Annotated in this window: 12 protein-coding genes; 7 read left to right on the top strand and 5 right to left on the bottom strand. The window is 60.9% G+C overall.

What is annotated here, in order from left to right; genetic code table 11:
- Window positions 1-11: 11 nt before the first annotated feature.
- The 4 genes from VGN12_28495 to VGN12_28510 all read left to right on the top strand — a co-directional run bounded on the left by VGN12_28495 (window position 12) and on the right by VGN12_28510 (window position 6,168).
- Complete coding sequence (locus VGN12_28495) at window positions 12-272, top strand: cupin domain-containing protein (GenBank protein ID HEY4313424.1); 261 nt, start codon at window positions 12-14, stop codon at window positions 270-272.
- A gap of 252 nt (window positions 273-524) precedes the next feature.
- Complete coding sequence (locus tag VGN12_28500) at window positions 525-4,223, top strand: SEC-C metal-binding domain-containing protein (protein HEY4313425.1); 3,699 nt, start codon at window positions 525-527, stop codon at window positions 4,221-4,223.
- A gap of 27 nt (window positions 4,224-4,250) precedes the next feature.
- Complete coding sequence (locus VGN12_28505) at window positions 4,251-5,564, top strand: 3-deoxy-D-manno-octulosonic acid transferase (GenBank protein HEY4313426.1); 1,314 nt, start codon at window positions 4,251-4,253, stop codon at window positions 5,562-5,564.
- A 178-nt stretch (window positions 5,565-5,742) separates the two neighbouring features.
- Window positions 5,743-6,168 carry a hypothetical protein gene (locus VGN12_28510; GenBank protein HEY4313427.1) on the top strand — a complete coding sequence of 142 codons (426 nt, stop codon included), beginning with the start codon at window positions 5,743-5,745 and terminating at the stop codon, window positions 6,166-6,168.
- A 36-nt stretch (window positions 6,169-6,204) separates the two neighbouring features.
- Here VGN12_28510 and VGN12_28515 read toward each other — a convergent pair whose 3' ends face one another.
- Window positions 6,205-8,283: a hypothetical protein gene (locus VGN12_28515; protein ID HEY4313428.1), complete on the bottom strand. Its 2,079-nt coding sequence runs from the start codon at window positions 8,281-8,283 to the stop codon at window positions 6,205-6,207.
- A 319-nt stretch (window positions 8,284-8,602) separates the two neighbouring features.
- On the opposite strand from VGN12_28515, the gene metK reads away from it, so the two are divergent.
- From metK to VGN12_28530, 3 genes are all read left to right on the top strand, one after another.
- The gene (gene metK, locus VGN12_28520; protein HEY4313429.1) at window positions 8,603-9,787 is read left to right on the top strand and encodes a methionine adenosyltransferase; all 1,185 of its coding nucleotides are present in this window, start codon (window positions 8,603-8,605) and stop codon (window positions 9,785-9,787) included.
- Between the two features lie 36 nt (window positions 9,788-9,823).
- Window positions 9,824-10,789 carry a hypothetical protein gene (locus VGN12_28525; protein HEY4313430.1) on the top strand — a complete coding sequence of 322 codons (966 nt, stop codon included), beginning with the start codon at window positions 9,824-9,826 and terminating at the stop codon, window positions 10,787-10,789.
- A gap of 112 nt (window positions 10,790-10,901) precedes the next feature.
- A complete protein-coding gene (locus tag VGN12_28530) occupies window positions 10,902-11,768 on the top strand; it encodes a carbonic anhydrase (protein ID HEY4313431.1) in 867 nt (288 codons plus the stop codon).
- Window positions 11,769-12,087: 319 nt separating this feature from the next.
- Here VGN12_28530 and VGN12_28535 read toward each other — a convergent pair whose 3' ends face one another.
- The 4 genes from VGN12_28535 to VGN12_28550 form a co-directional block, all read right to left on the bottom strand.
- A complete protein-coding gene (locus tag VGN12_28535) occupies window positions 12,088-12,843 on the bottom strand; it encodes a type II secretion system protein (GenBank protein HEY4313432.1) in 756 nt (251 codons plus the stop codon).
- A gap of 42 nt (window positions 12,844-12,885) precedes the next feature.
- Window positions 12,886-13,896 carry a dockerin type I domain-containing protein gene (locus tag VGN12_28540; protein HEY4313433.1) on the bottom strand — a complete coding sequence of 337 codons (1,011 nt, stop codon included), beginning with the start codon at window positions 13,894-13,896 and terminating at the stop codon, window positions 12,886-12,888.
- Window positions 13,897-13,998: 102 nt separating this feature from the next.
- A complete protein-coding gene (locus tag VGN12_28545) occupies window positions 13,999-14,844 on the bottom strand; it encodes a PEP-CTERM sorting domain-containing protein (protein HEY4313434.1) in 846 nt (281 codons plus the stop codon).
- A 78-nt stretch (window positions 14,845-14,922) separates the two neighbouring features.
- Entirely contained in the window at window positions 14,923-15,789 is an 867-nt protein-coding gene (locus VGN12_28550; protein HEY4313435.1) for a hypothetical protein, read from the bottom strand.
- Window positions 15,790-16,413: the final 624 nt, after the last annotated feature.

The following is a 16,413-nucleotide window of genomic DNA, read 5'->3' on the forward strand; positions in this document are numbered from 1 at the left end:
TCATCGAAATCGTGCTCCAATCCCCAGGCGTCCGCGTCGAGCGAATCGTCTCGCAGGGGCACGCTTCGCCGGAAGGCTTTTGGTACGACCAGGACACCGAGGAATGGGTGCTGTTAGTGCAGGGGGCGGCGCGACTTAGGTTCGACAACGAGGTCGTCGAGATGCGACCAGGCGACCATGTGCAGATTCCGGCACACAAACGGCATCGCGTCGAATGGACGGATCCCAACCAGCAGACAACTTGGGTGGCGGTCCACTATCCCCACTCCTAGCGCCGATCAGTGCCGACGGCGGTTAGGAATCGGAACTTCTTGCCCCGAAACGGCTAGGGCTCGCTGCCTTCAAAGGCAGCCATTTGACCACTGAACAACCGTTCTTGACCCTCGCTAGCCAAAGCTATAAACTTCTGCGCTGGAAAACTTTGCGCAGTTTCTCACCCGTGTGGCGGATCGCTCCCCGCACCCCCGTCGCCGCTGGTGCGTATGGAAGCGCCTGGCAGGGATCATTCGCGCCGGATCATACCTATGCAAGTCCTCGAAAGAATCTGGGAAATCATCGGCCTCGTCTTCGGCGGTCTGGGACGCTCGTTCGAGCGCTCGCTGACGTCGTTGTTCGGGTCGTCCAACGCTCGATTTATCAAGCGGTTACAGCCGAAAGTCGACGCCATCAACGCCCTGGAACCGAAGTACCAGGCGATGACCGACGCCGACCTGCGGAATCAGACCGCCGAGTTCCGCCGCCGCCTGACCGCTGGCGAAACGCTCGACGATCTGCTGGTCGAGGCCTTTGCCGTCTGCCGCGAGGCCGGACGCCGCTGGCTGAATATGCGCCATTACGACGTCCAGCTCTTCGGCGGCATGGTGCTGCACTCGGGGGCCATTGCCGAAATGGTGACCGGCGAGGGCAAAACCCTGGTGGCGACACTGCCCGCGTATCTGAACGCGATCGAGGGGAAAAGTGTCCACGTCGTTACCGTGAACCCGTACCTGGCCCGCCGCGACATGGAATGGATGGGCCCGCTGTACATCAACCTCGGGCTCACGGTCGGGGCCATTTACCCGGACATGGATCCGGAGTTGCGGCAACGGTCATACGAGTGCGACATCACTTACGGCACCAATAACGAGTTCGGCTTCGACTACCTGCGCGACAATATGAAGCCGGCCGCCTTCGGCGATAACCGCTATCCGCGCGGCCGGCAGCAATGCCAGCGAAAGCTGCACTACGCGATCATCGACGAGGTCGACAACATTCTGATCGACGAAGCGCGGACGCCGCTGATCATCTCGGGCCCGGCACACGACGACGTAGCCCGTTACGCGCGGGCCGACAAGATCGCGCGGCAGTTGAAGAAGGACACGCACTTCGAGGTGAAGGAGAAGGAGCACTCGGCCTATTTGACTGACGACGGCGTCCGTGAGGCGGAAAAGCTGGCCGGGGTCGAGACGTTCTACACGGCCGGCAACATGGACTGGCCGCACCTGATCGACAATTCGCTCAAGGCGCACTACTTGTACAAGCGCGACGTGAATTACGTCGTTCAAGGGGACGAGGTCATCATCGTCGACGAGTTCACCGGGCGTTTGATGCCCGGGCGTCAATGGAGCGACGGCCTGCATCAGGCGGTCGAGGCGAAGGAGGGCGTACGGGTCAAAGAAGAGACGCAAACCTACGCCACGATTACGCTGCAAAACTTCTTCAAGCTGTACAACAAAATCTCGGGCATGACCGGCACAGCCATGACCGAGGCGTCGGAATTTTGGAAGATCTACAAGCTGGACGTGATCGCCATCCCCACGAACAAGGGGATGCTGCGAGCGAACTTCCCCGACGTAATCTACCGCACCGAGCGCGAAAAGTACGAAGCGATCGTCGAAGAGATCGAGCGCCTTCACAAGTTGGACGTCCTGGAAATGAAGGATCGTACCCACAAGGAAGGCACGATCACGAAAGAGCAGGACGATCATATCGAGATCGAAACCAAAGAGCGCCGCGAGCGCATCAAGGTGCCCAAGAGTGACATTATCACCGTGCATCGGCGCGGGCGGCCTATCCTGGTCGGTACGGTGTCGATCGAGAAAAGCGAGAAACTGAGCACCATGCTCAATCGGCGCGGTGTCAAGCACGAAGTGCTGAACGCCAAGCATCACGAGCGCGAGGCCGAGATCGTGTCGCAGGCTGGCCGCAAAGGCGCCGTCACAATCGCCACGAACATGGCCGGCCGCGGTACGGACATCATCCTGGGTGGCAATCCCGAGACCATGGCCTGGGCCTTGCTGCAAAGCAAGTACGAAACCCGGCTCGACGTCCCTCAGGAGGAATGGAACAAGCTGGTCCACGAGATCGAGCAGCGCGAGAAGATGAAAATCGAGGGCGCCGAGGTGAAAACGCTCGGCGGCCTGCACATCGTCGGCACCGAGCGCCACGAGGCACGCCGTATCGACCTGCAGTTGCGCGGCCGTTGCGGACGCCAAGGCGATCCGGGCAGCAGCCGCTTCTTCCTGTCGCTCGAAGACGACTTGATGCGCATCTTCGCCGGCGAGTGGGTAAAGAACATGCTTACCCGCCTGGGCATGCAGGACGGCGAGGCGATCGAGAGCAAGATGGTCAGCCGCCGAATCGAGGGCGCGCAGAAGAAAGTCGAAGAGCGCAACTTCGACATTCGCAAGAACCTGCTCGAGTATGACGAAGTGATGGACGAGCAGCGGAAGCGAGTCTACGGCTTTCGGCAAGCGATTCTGGACGGCGACAATTGCAAGCCGAAGATTCTGGATATGATCGATCGGCAGATCGATACGTATCTCGCCGATTTTCTCGATAAGGATTACGGCGCATCGACCTTTGCGAAGGCGGCCGGCGGAGAGTTGGGCATCGAGCTCGAACCGCGCGATTTCCGCGGGCTCGATTTCCAAGCGGCCGACACCCGTGCCAAGGAAGAAGCGGCCCGCATGGCCGAAGGGCAGATCCTGGACGCGATCGAGGAGAACCTGCCCGAGGAGGCCGATGAAACAGAATGGAATTGGGAGGCGTTGGCCAAGTTCGCCAACACACGCTGGAAGCTGAACCTGCGCGATCGCGATCTGAAGAAGGTCGGCCGCAAGGGATTGGACGAGATGCTGGTAATCAAGGCGCGCGAAGCCATCGACGCCACCGATCTATCGCAATACTCGCGCGTGCTGGAAGACGGCTTCGGCATTCGCTCGGCCTGTGGCTGGGTGCAGTTCAAGTTCGGTATCCCACTCGATCCTGAGGAAATGAAGTCGCTCGACGCCAAGCCGTTTACGGAAATGGTGCGCGAGCGTGCCAGATCGGCTTACGACGTGAAAGAGGCCGAATTTCCGGTCCGCGCGGCCTTGTCGCACTTCACGGCCCGCGATGCTCAAGGGCAAAAGCGATACGACCGTGATCAGCTCGTGGCCTGGGCCCGGCAGCGTTTCCAGATTGAACTGGACGTCGACGACCTGCGCAACATGCAGCGCGAAGAAGTACAGCAGATGCTGGTCGAGTACAGCAAAAAGGCACTCGTGCAAGCGGATCAGACGCTGGCCGAGGCGCATCAGCAAGTCGGCAAGATCTTCGGCGAGGGGACCGATTCGCACACCACGGTTCGCATGGCGACCGGCGGCAACGGGGCCATGAGCTCGCTGACGGCCTGGCTGCGCGAGCGGATGGAATATGAGATCACGCCCGAGGCGATCGCCGAGTTGGATCGCGAAGAGCTGGAGAAGAAACTGAACGTGGCGGTCGAAGACCGCTACCGCCCCGAGATTCGCCGGCTGGAACGCGACGTCGTCCTGTACGTACTGGACACGATGTGGAAGGACCACCTGCTAGCCATGGACCATCTGCGCTCCAGCGTCAGTCTGCGTGGCTATGCTCAGGTCGACCCGAAGGTCGAATACAAACGCGAAGGCATGCGCACCTTCGAGCAGATGTGGAACACGATGGGCGAGCGGGTCACGGACATGATCTTCCGCATGGAAGAGCTGGACGAAGGTTTTGTCGGCTCGACCTGGACCGAGAGCCAGGCCACGCACGATTCGCCGGGCCCCAGCACCGCGACCATGACCAGCGATCAAGAGACGGCCATCGATAATTCGGACTCGCCGGCCAAGATCGAGCCGATCCGCAATCGCGGCGAGCACGTGGGCCGCAACGACCCCTGCACCTGCGGCAGCGGCAAAAAGTTCAAGAACTGCTGCATGCGAAAGAGCGGCCGGTAAACATCGGCGTTGGGAAAGGATTCCCGCGTGCCCTATCTTTTTAATCTCCTTTACCTCGCGTTGATCGTCGTGGCTGCGCCATGGCTTGCCTATCAGGCGCTGCGCCGTGGTAAGTACCGCGCTGGCTTAGCCGAAAAGTTTCTGGGACGAGTGCCCGTTCGCGCTGGTAACCGTCCCTGCCTGTGGCTGCACGCGGTAAGCGTGGGCGAGGTGAATCTGCTGGCTCCGTTATTGGCCGAGATTCGCCGCACGCGGCCGGACTGGGAATGCGTGATCTCGGCCACGAGCGTCACGGGCTACACACTGGCGCAAAAGAAATACGCCGACTACTCGGTCTTCTACTGCCCACTCGACTTCAGTTGGGGCGTCCGCATGGCAATGGCCCGAGTGCGACCTGACTGCCTGGTACTGGCCGAACTCGAACTATGGCCGAACCTGATCCGCGCGGCCCACGACCGCGGCGCCCGCGTGGCGATCATCAATGGCCGCTTGAGCGAGCATAGTTTCCGCGGCTACCGTCGGGCACGGCTCGTCGTGCGCCCGATCTTGAAGACAATCGATCTTGTCGCCGTGCAAAACGAAGAGTTCGCCGCACGGTTCCGTGCCTTGGGAGTTCGCGAAGAGTCGCTGTGCGTGACGGGCTCGATCAAGTTCGACGGCGCGCAGACCAATCGCCAGAATCCAGCCACGGTGGCGCTGGCCCGGGCCGCCGGCATTGCCGCGGACGACGTCGTATTCCTGGCCGGCAGCACGCAACATCCCGAGGAATCTCTGGCACTGTCGGCATACGAGTTCCTGCGCAGCCGGTTTCCGCGCTTGCGACTGGTGTTAGTACCGCGGCATCCCGAACGATTCGAGGAAGTGGCAGACATGCTCTCCGCCTCGGGCGTGCGCTGGCAGCGCCGCAGCAAGCTCGGCGAAGGCGCCGATCCCGCGGCACGTGTGCTGCTGGTCGACACGATCGGCGAGTTGGGAGCCTGGTGGGGAACGGCGCACATCGCCTTCGTCGGCGGCAGCATTCATAGGCGGGGCGGGCAGAACATGATCGAGCCCGCGGCGTACGGGGCTGCCATCTCGTTCGGGCCAAACACGCGCAATTTTCGCGATATCGTGGCGCAACTGCTCATGGCCGACGCGGCCGTGGTCGTACGCGACGGCGCCGAGATGACGGCGTTCGTCGAATACGTGCTCGACGATGCCGATTACGCCACCACGCTCGGAAGAAATGCCCGCGAGCTGGTAGCCCGGCAATTGGGTGCTACAGCCCGCACGCTAGCCGGGCTCGACGTGTTGATGCAACACGCCGGGCAGGAAACTTCCGCCAGGCGCTCGGCTGCTTAACGCGGCGCCGGTCTTTCGTCCTATTCGCGGTCAAAAACTCCTCTTAGTTGGCCGCATGCCTCGTGATGTCTGGCTTCGGCTGTACAATACGCCATCGATGCCGGTGCCGCTGCGCCCTGGTGTCCCAGCCTTGCAACAGCTTCCAGTCAACGTTCCGCCGTAGCACCGAGGTCGATTGATGGGTTCGAATTTCACACGAGGACGCGTGCTGCAAGGTGTGGCACTATTGTTCGAAGGGGACATTTGGGTCGAGGATGATACGGCCAAGGCCGGGGCTGTGCCGTGGAAGGCCGGCTATTTCTCGCCCAAAACCACCGCGGTTATTTCCGGCGATTGCCGTTTGGAACTGGGCGACGGTCGCACCGGCACAATGACCTGCATGAAAAGCCAGCCGGGCATGAGCGGTGGATCCAGCCTCCAATTTCACGGCGTCGGCCCCTTATCTGGGCCAGGCAACAAAGGCACCGAAGAATTCCTGCCCGAGCGCGTCGACCTGCGACTGACGCGTGTCGAAATGGAGCTTTACCAGCGTGCCGCGCAAGCAGACGGCTTAAGTCTCACGATCTGGATCCGCAATCGGCTGCGCGCATCGCTGAAAGGCTAGCGGTAGGAACGACGGGCAACCGACAATCTCAGAGAGTCATGTGGCCGGTGGCGTTTTGCTTTTGCGATCAGCCGTGTGGCGGTCGAGCGCCTCTTTGAGAATCCGCATCACGTCGGGAAGCTGTTGCATACGCGACAGTTCCGCTTGTTGATCCTGGCCTTGTTGCGCGTCGCGGCGGCGAGCGGTCTGGTATCGTTCAGCGTACTGTCCATTGAGTTGCAGGCCGTTCAGCTTGTTTTGCTCGTCGCTCAAATCCATCTCCTCGACCGTCAACTTGGCCCAGGTGTTGGCGTGTCGTTTAGCGGTCGCCACATCCTTAATCCTGCGCGAGACGGCCAGCCGGTCTTCGCTCACGGCGATCGACCGCTCGATAAGCGTAATAAACTGCTCCTGACGCGCGACCGCTTCTGGATCGACCGGACTCGTGGCTGCGTCGGCCGTCATGATTGTCTTTTGACGCCGCCATTCGTTGGCCAAGGGGCCACCTGGGTCGCGGGCCACCTCGACATCGAGCGAGGCCCGAAACATCGGTCGCACTTCAGGCACGTTCAAGAAACGATTCAGCTCGGCTTGCCATTGGGCGGCCTTCTCTTGTAGCGGCGCCTCGAGCGATTTGAATTCATCCGCTTCCAGAGTCGTCGACCAGATAATTGCGTCCGGTTGCAGAGCGTGCAGCTTTTCCTGTTCGGCCAATGAGCCGGTTACCTCGGACATATAGCGCTGCGCGGTTGCAAAATCGGTGACCTGGCGCGTTGCCTCGATCAGTTTTTGCAGACTACCGATCGTCTGGCGGCGCAGCGACAGGCGGTCGACCGCCATAACGTCGACGACAAATACTCCCTGCTCGCGTAGACGCTTTGTGATCCGCCCCTTCGGCATGCTAGCCATGCGCGCCTCGAGAGCCTGATGCAGGATCGGCAGCACCCCGGAAAGCTTGCGAACGCGGGTGAGTTCGGCGGTGTATTCCTTGCGCTGCTCGTCAACGCGTGGTTTGAATCCCTTATCGCGATCAATGTCCGCCGCGGCAAGCCAGATGTTGCGCGAGCGTTTCTCGATCTGCGTCGAGAATTCCGCCAGCTTGTCGGCCCATTGCTGCCCTATCTGGCGCGCCGTGGCCTCGTTGGTTACCTTTTTCAGAATCGACGCCAGCTCGCCCTGCAAGCCGATCAGGGCTTCCATCGAATCGAAGTACGCTTTGACTTGTGCGGGGGACGACGGCCCGGCAGGCATCTGCTGCGGCTGGTTTTCGTCCTTTTCATCGCCCTCGTCGTCATCGGGGATGTTGTTCGGAGTAACCGTGGCCGCAGTGGGGGGCGCCGGCGTGGCGGCCGGCGGTATCGTCGCTGGCGGCGTTGCCGGAGCCCCAGCGGTTGCCGGCGGGGTTGCTACCGCGGGGGGCGTCACCGGCGCAGCGGTAGGTTGTGGTGGTGCCGTTGGCGCGGGAGCAGCGGCTACTTGCTGTTGTGGTGGTATGACCGGCGGAACACTCTTTGCCGGCCCTCGCATGAGCATCACGGCGATCCCAATCGCAAGCATGATGACCAATACGCCGCCGCCGAGCGCGGCGTATAGCAGCCAGGCCGGGCGCTTCGATCGAGGCTTTGCCAATGCAGACGACAACGGCGCCTGCGACGCCCCGTCGAATCCGGAAGCCATGCCGGCCGCAACGCCGCTGAGCAAATCGTCCGAAAACGCATCCGCCGCACTTGGCGGCGAAACGGACGACGCCGGCGCAGACGCCGGTTTCTGTGTCGCAGCGGCGACCGAGCCTACGCTACGTGCGGGCTCGCCCGGCACGCGCAGTTTGGCACCGCAACCGGGACATGCGACTTGCCGCCCGGCGGCGGCCGCCGGCGCACGGATCTTCTTCTGGCAGCCCTCGCACGAAAAGTCGATGGTGGTTGACTTGGAACCAGCAGCGCGTACACCCGATCGCGCATCGGGATTGATAGCCCCCGCTGAAGCGCGCTCCGCTGCGGAAACGCCGGAATTCGCCGCGACCTGTGGGACCGTGATCTTCGCCTGGCACTGCGGACACTGGCCCTGGCGGCCGGCGTACTGGTCCTTCAGGCGCAGTGTGGCCTGGCAACTCGGACATGAAAATTGAATGGCCATACACTGCGATTCAACGGCCCTAGCTCGCCGCTCGTATAACCCAAGCGGCGGACGCTACGACAAGCCGATGACTTAAAGAGTCGATTGCCTGGTCCGGCCCCAGAAGTATTATGTTCTGCGGCTGCAGGCCGGGCAAAAACTACGTACGGTACAATATGCCCGTTCGTGGCACAGGCGCACCGTTTTGCCGTCGCGGATCGCCTCCGGTAGGTTGCCGGTAATGCCCCCGCGTGGCTATAATAGCTCGATTCTGGGCCGGCTGGCCCTTTTCGCGTGCGCGCTCCCAACATCCGCTATCAAGTTTCGAGGAGACTCATCCGTGGCATCCGGAAAATACCTGTTCACGAGCGAATCGGTCAGCATGGGGCACCCTGATAAGCTGGCTGACCAGATTTCGGACGGGGTACTGGACGCGCTCCTGGCCGGCGACCCGATGAGCCGCGTGGCCTGCGAAACCATGGTCACGACCGGTATCGCGATCGTGGCGGGTGAGATCACCACCAAGGCCAAGGTCGATTTCTCGGACATTGTCCGCCACGTGATCAACGAGGTGGGTTACACCGATGATCGGATGGGCATTTGCGGCGATACCTGTGCCGTGATGGTGGCCATCGACAAGCAAAGCCCCGACATCGCGATGGGGGTCAACGAGAATGCCGCGGCAGGCAAGGAAACCGGCGCCGGCGACCAGGGCCTGATGTTCGGCTATGCCTGCAATGACACGCCCGAACTGATGCCGCTGCCGATCGCCTTGGCACATCGCATTACGAACGAACTGACGGCCGCTCGGCGTCGTGGTGACGTCGATTGGCTTCGTCCGGACAGCAAGAGCCAAGTCACGATCGAATACGACGGCAATCGCGCGTTGCGAATCGACACGGTCGTGGTCTCGACCCAGCATGGCCCGAAGGTCAGCCAGGACGAGATTCGCGATTACGTGATCAACAAGGTCGTAAAGCCGGTCCTTCCGCGCGACTTGGCGAGCGACGAGATTACCTATCACATCAATCCGACGGGCCGCTTCGAAGTCGGTGGCCCACAAGGGGACTGCGGCCTGACCGGACGCAAGATCATTGTCGATACGTACGGCGGCTGGGGTCGCCACGGCGGCGGAGCATTCAGCGGCAAGGACCCGACCAAGGTCGATCGCAGCGCGGCCTACATGGCGCGTCACGTCGCCAAGAATATCGTGGCCGCCAAGTTGGCTGAGCGTTGCGAAGTGCAGTTGGCTTACGCCATCGGCGTGGCTGATCCGGTTAGCGTACACGTCGACACGGCTGGCACGGGCCGCCTGGACGACTCGCGAATCTGCGAGTTGGTCCGTGAATTGTTCCCGCTGAAGCCGGGCAAGATCATTGAATACCTCGATCTGCGTCGGCCCATCTATCGTTTGACGGCTGCCGGCGGTCACTTTGGCCGCAGCGAGCCGGAATTCACCTGGGAAAACACCCGCCGCGCTTCGGAACTGGCCTCGGCCGCGGGCAGCACCGCGGCGGCTCGCTAGCGTCGAGAAGCACGAACGAACCGAGAAATCGACCGCATGGATCGGCAGTCGAGCATCGAAGGGCGCGCGGCCATTGTACGGTCGCTTGCGCCGTTCGGCGAGTTGCTGCCCGGACTGATCGCGATTCTGCTCGCCCTGCAAGTCGGTATGGCGCTCGTGCTGGTGACGCGCCGTTTGCAGGGCGCCATAACGCCAGCGTCTTCGCCCGGCTGGCCGGTCGCTTGGATGGTGTTGGCGGCACTCGTCGCCGCCGCAACGCGGGGCGTGTGGTGGAATTATGATCGCCTAGCAAAAGGTCCTGGGCATGCGATAGGATGGTTTGTGCCGGTCGCGGCCCTCGTGTTAACGGCGTTGGCCCTCACCTCTTTGCGGATGTCGATCGCCGCTGACCTCGTGCTGTGGGGAATCGTCGCAATCGAGGAAGTGGCGACGACCCTATGGCTAGACGGACCGGGATACCGGCGCGCGATGGCATTCGTCGGTCGGCATTGGCCTGGCAATGGCCCCCTGGCTGAACGGCTGCGGTCACGAATCGGGATTCCAGATCAGCCATCGGCCGAGATCCGTCCGCCGTCGTCCGGGCGTTCGCGTTTGGCGGCCGACGCCGGTAGCTCGATCGACGAGTTGTTGACTGCGTCGGCGCAAATGGCGCAGCGCTTCGAACGTCTGCAATCCGCCGACGGGCGCGACGTGCTGGCCGGCATGACCACGATGCAGTTCACGGCCGGTCAAGTCACGGCGCACGTTCACCTGGCCTTCTGTCCGCCATTTGCCCATGTGCCGCGGATCGATTATCGACAAATCGCGGGACCAGCGGCACGGCTGAAGCTGGGACAGGTTTTACCTCACGGCGTCCGCATTGACGTTAAGTTGGCGGCGCCCGCGGCGGAACGGACGCAGTTGCGTCTGGAACTTCGGGCCTCGCAAGAGCCGCAGCAAACTGCGGAGACCGCGAAGCATATAACAGAATTGGAACGCGGCGCCGATGCCGCACGATCGTGATCGAAGGCGGGAGTGGAGTACATTGAACCAGGTCAGCCTGCGTGTGCGGGAACGCGGTCTGGCCGACTGCTTTTGATCTGACATCCTCGGTTAATTTCAAGGGAGACACTGCGTGGATCTGATCTATCGATACGACCCGTTTCAGCCGATCGTCGTCAATCGTCCGACGAATGCCGACGAGGCGATCCAGGCGCTGGTGGAAGGAAACCGCCGGCTGGTCGAACTGGTCGGGCACATGCAGAACGCCACGTTGGGCGATCCGGTCACCGGTGAGATCGTCGTGCCGATCAGCCCGATCTCGATGGGCCTACCCTTCTTTTCCGGGGGCGTGCTTGACCAGGAACCCTTTGCCATGTTCCTGGGCTGTTCCGACGCCCGTGTGCCGATCGAATCGATCTTCGATACCAGCTTCAACGAGCTGTTCGTGGTACGCATGGCGGGTAACGGACTCAGCACCGAAGGCATCGGCAGCTTCACCTACGGGGTCCGCAATTTCACGAAATCCGTGAAGGTTCTGACCGTGCTGGGGCATACCGGCTGTGGCGCGGTGACCGCGGCAGTGAACACGTACCTAGCGCCGAATGAATACGCCAACATCGGCTTCACGCACGCGCTGCGAACGCTGGTCGACCGGATCATGATCGGCGTGCGCGGGGCCGCCAAATCGATCGAACGCAGCTGCGGCCGAGACGTCACGAAGCATCCGAATTATCGTGCTGTACTTTTAGACGTGTCGGTGTACTTGAACGCAGCAATCACAGCCCTCGACCTGCAGCGAGAATTGGGCGCGATCTCGAACGATACGCCGCCTGTCTATTACGGCGTGTGCGATCTAAAGACATTGCTCGTGACCTCGGCGCCGGTGCATGGAACATCCAGGGTGCCAGACCTGCGTCGGGCGCCGCACGATGCGACCGCGTTCGTGGAATTGGGCAAGGAACTGGTCGAAGTGCTGGTGGCCAACGGCGCGCTGGCTTAGCAGGCGCAAAGCACCTTCCCCCTCGCTCGCGGCCCAATCGGTCCTTGCGCCGAGGCTACCCGCGAGGGAGGGCATCGCAACGATGTTGACCACGGCTTGCCGAAGTCGCCGCAGGCCGCATAATTGGGCACTCGACGTTCCTCATTCGTAAACTCTCGTAGATTTTGGACGCGACGTAAAAATGGCCCGCTGGCCGCGACATACCTGGACCACGCTCTACACGTACCTGGCCGTGTTCATCCTCTTTCCAGTGTGCTGCGCGCTGGCGTACGCCTGGGTGCGCGGCTGGCATTTTTGAACGTGCAGGACCGTCGAACAATCATTGCACCGGTTGAAACCTGTTTGTGCCGTTGGCCATGTCGTCGTTGACCCAACGTTGAAAGTCAACGAACGGGACGGTTGCCGCATGACCGTCCGCGTATAAGTAATTCGCACAGTCGTAATGCTGCTGAGGATTAACTTCGGACAAGATATTAGGCCAGGCCTGGCCACGCACGATCGCGCTGTTGGCGTACCAGGTTGAACAATGTGCATGGTCGTCGTTATAGGGATCGGCACGGCTGCTTGCGCCCTCGAAGAGTATGACAAGGCTATGGGTGTCACGCATCTGATTGATATTCAGAAGCGTGCCAACCCGCGGCCCTCCAGCCTCGGGGGGTACTGCTACGTACTCGTTGATAACGTAGCTAGTTCCGCGGACGCCACTGGCGTTGGGATCGACTCGTGCTTCTTCCAACGGGTCGTCGGGGCAAAGCCGCATGTCATCGACGTTCTCGCAGTACAAGCCGACGGTTACGATCCACGACGCGCTGTTCGCCGTTGCTGATTGCGCCGCGCTGGCGTCGGAATGGTACGTAAACGGGAGATGTCCGTTGTTATTGTTGATGTACATATGGATGCCCAATCCCAATTGATGGAGATTGTTGAGGCATTTCATACGCCTGGCACTTTCCCGTGCGTATTGCACCGCCGGCAATAGCATGGCGATGAGCACGCCAATAATTGCCACGACGACCAATAGCTCAACGAGCGTAAAGGCTCGTACTCTCGCGCGGTCAAAACGGCGGACGTACATGGCGAGGTTCCGAATGCTTGAAAGCGATTAAATACAGCAAGCCTATGAACGGGCAGGCGAGCCGAAGCGACGCGAGATGTGCATGGCCGCGCGGGCGAGCATGACGCTTGCCGCCGAGAGCACGAGCAGAATCGTGGTGGGCTCGGGAACAGCGACGTTCGCGCTAAGACTAAGCCCTGGTTCCCAATTGGAGGAGATCAGCGCCAGGTCCTGGACGTTGACGATTCCATCGCGATTGGCGTCTCCGGGCAGCTGTCCGATTCCCCCCTTTGCGAGCCAATTCGAAGAGATGAGTGCGAGGTCCTGCGCATTGATCACGCCGTCGAAATTCACGTCAGCCATTGCAGCGCGGTAAAGAGCAGCAGTTGCATTGTCTTGCTGCGCGACAGAGGCATTGGTAGCGAAGGCGCCGGTATTTGGATCAGACGTTGCAAAGACATCAACTAGCGGAGACGTGGTCAGCGTGATGCCATTGGCAAAATGCACGGTGATGTTAAAGGCGAACGCATATTCGCCGTTGGTCGGACCGGAACCGATATACAAATCCTTTTCCAATTCGTGCGCGTCAAACAGCGAAACACCGTAGCCCTGATAAAACGAAGTCTTGCCATTGACGAAGACGTCGCCAAGCGCGGCCCCAGGATGCCCGACGGTGTCGCCTGCCCAACGATCCCAAACGTCCAGGTACGTGCCGGCAGGCGCTGTCGCTGCCGTGACACTGCTGCCGTCGGCAAAATACAGCGGCGAAAGGACGTTGTAGGTGGCCGTGTACGAAGGCCACGGGCCCGCGGTTTGCGCGAAACCATGGATCACTGAATAGTAAGTGCCGCTGCTATCCGAAAAAGGAGTGCCGCTGAATTGCTCAAGGAAGAGATTGCTCGGTGCAGCCGTGACATTCTGGTCGTCAAAGTAAGCGGATTGCGAGGCCGCGACGATCGAGGTGGGATTACCACTGTTTTCAAACGTAAGGGAAAGATTGAATCCGTGGCCGTAAGCACTCGTTGCACAGAGCGCCGCAAGCGCGATGCAGCTGAGAATGGCGAAAGCCTTCATGTGCTAATCTCCCGTTTTGCGAATCGGAAAGGCGAGTTTGATCCGGCTGAGGCCGCGATCGCCCGGCCGCACTCGAGTGCGGCCGGGCGGCGGGCGTTTGATTCACGGCTGATCCCTGTCGTACGTCCGGCAACGGGACCGAAATCCGGCGGTCGCGACCGCTGCGATTCCAGCAGCTCCCAACAGGATGCCAGACGATGGCTCGGGCACGCCGACCGCGGCGTTGTAAAGGGCTTGCGTCGCCAGGTCTTGTTGCGCGAAAGGCGCGAAGGTGGCAAAGCCGCCCGGGTTTGCTGGATCAGTCGTGATATCGAGTGCAAAGACGTCGACGAGTGGGCCGCTATTGACCGTCTGCCCCCCCGCGAAATGGACCGTCACGTCAAAGGCGAAGCCATATTCGCCATACGTTTGCGTCGAATTCGCGGCGAGATAGACGTCCTTCTCGAGTTCGTGCGCATCGTAGAGCGAAACTCCGAAGCCGGGATAGAACGCCGCCGCACCGTCAACGTAAAGATCCCCTAGGGACGCCCCAGGGTGCGGATCGGTCAGAGGAGCGGGATTGCCGGCCCACAGGTCGAAGATGTGCAGCTGCGTTCCGGCCGACGCGAAAACCGCTGGGCCCGTTCCGTCCGAAAAGTAAAGCGGGCTGATGATGTTGAAGGTCACGCTTGTATATGCCGGAAATGGTCCCGACGTTTGCGCGAAGCCTTCGTCGGTCGGATAGCTGCCATCGGCGTTGGGAGAACTGTCAAACTGATCCAGAAACAGATTTGACGGACCGGGTGTTGGACTCACCGAGTCATTATCGAGAACGGGCTGTGCCGAGCCGATCAGGAACGCCGAAGGATTTGCGTAGGAGTTCACCGACAAATCGAAGCCGTGGCCCCAGGAAATGTTTGGGAAAAGCAGGCCTAAACCCGCCAAGCTGAGAAGAAATCTAAATCGCATGATCGTTGACTCCAAGTGTTCTTGTCAGAGCGGCTAGCCGCCGCAGCGCGCGGCGGCTAGCACGCCGAAGGTCAGGTGTTAAACGGACGCCGTGGTTCGACGGAGACGTCGAACTACCAATAGGAAGATGCCCATCGCAGCGAGGATCACTGCCGACGGTTCCGGCACCGACGCCTGGTAGATTGCCAACGTCGCAGCATCTTGAACGGCCAGCGACGCATTGGTGAAGCTGCCACCCGACAAAGTCGTATCGGTCAAGGCGAAGACGTCCACCATGGGAGCCGAAGTCAACGTCGTCCCGTTGTGGTAGTGAACGGTGACCGTATATGCAAAACCGTATTCGCCGGTTGCCGTCGAGCCGCCGAGGAACAGATCCTTGGCAAACTCGTGCGTGTCTGCCAACGAGAATTGAAATCCAGGCAAAACCCCGGTGTTTCCACTAATCGTGAGCAGGCCGGCGGCAGTACTCGCCGCGCCAGGATGATTTGTCGAATTGCTGGCGCCGTTGGGAGCGTTGCCGGGAAAACGCTCGACGATATTCAGCGAGACTCCCGACGCCGCCGGTTCGGCCGAACCACCGTTTGAGAACAATAGAGGACTGATCACCGTGAACGTTGCGCTGTCGTAAACACTGAAAGGTCCCGATGTCGAAGCGCCGCCGTCGTTCGTCGGATAGTAGGCGCCCGGCGATGAGCGGGGTGTGCTTACCAAAGAGCCTTCGGTGAATAGCGAGTCAGGGCCTTTTGCAGCAGGAAACTTGTCCCAGAACAAGTTCGCATACGGAGACGCCGTATTGCCACTGTCGAGGACGTTCGACTGCGATGCTACATGGAGGGCAATCGGCACTCCGCTCGAATCCAACTCACTGATGAGATAACCGTGGCCGCTAGCTACGGCGGTTGCGGCCAAATAAACGATAGTCGTGACTAAGAATTTCAGACGCATTTTTACTCCGTGAATTCATGCCCCAGCTGATAGGGCGCAGGGCATTCGTTAATTGGGTTAAGTGAGCTCACGGCATCCGCAATTCGCGGAGGGAAGCAATCGATCCCGAACGCATCACTGCCCGCCGTGGCGCGATAGCGTGTCGCAGTATGGAAAGCCGCGCAACGCTGCTCGAGAAACCTGCACAGCGCACCGAAACACCTGCGCCCCTGCGGTCAGCCGACGAGGCCGAATCGGCAAGGCATATCGCTTGTGGATCGTGCGTCGCGAGGTTTTTTAGATCACTAGCGTTTCCAGATTGATGGAAAGTCTGCCGAAGAATCGAATTTGCCGTTGAGTGCAATCCCGGATGACGCACCTGCGCGCCCACGCCTCCCCAGGGATATCCCCTGCGATGAGGAACGTGCCGTGGGGGGTGGCGTGAGCGCGCAGGGCGCCATCCGGACGCAGCGAAGCGCAAGGACAATCTGACCGACCTCGCAGCGCTATTGACGCAACGAGACGATGTCAGCGGCAGGCGCGCTCATGGCGCGATGTGCGGGTCCGATCGAAGCGATCAGGATTTGGGAGGAGGCGGATCGACCGCCTGCGGAATGGAGAACGTCTTGCAATCGCGAAGCACGA

It is taken from the genome of Pirellulales bacterium, from assembly GCA_036499395.1.
Lineage (GTDB): Bacteria > Planctomycetota > Planctomycetia > Pirellulales > JACPPG01 > JACPPG01.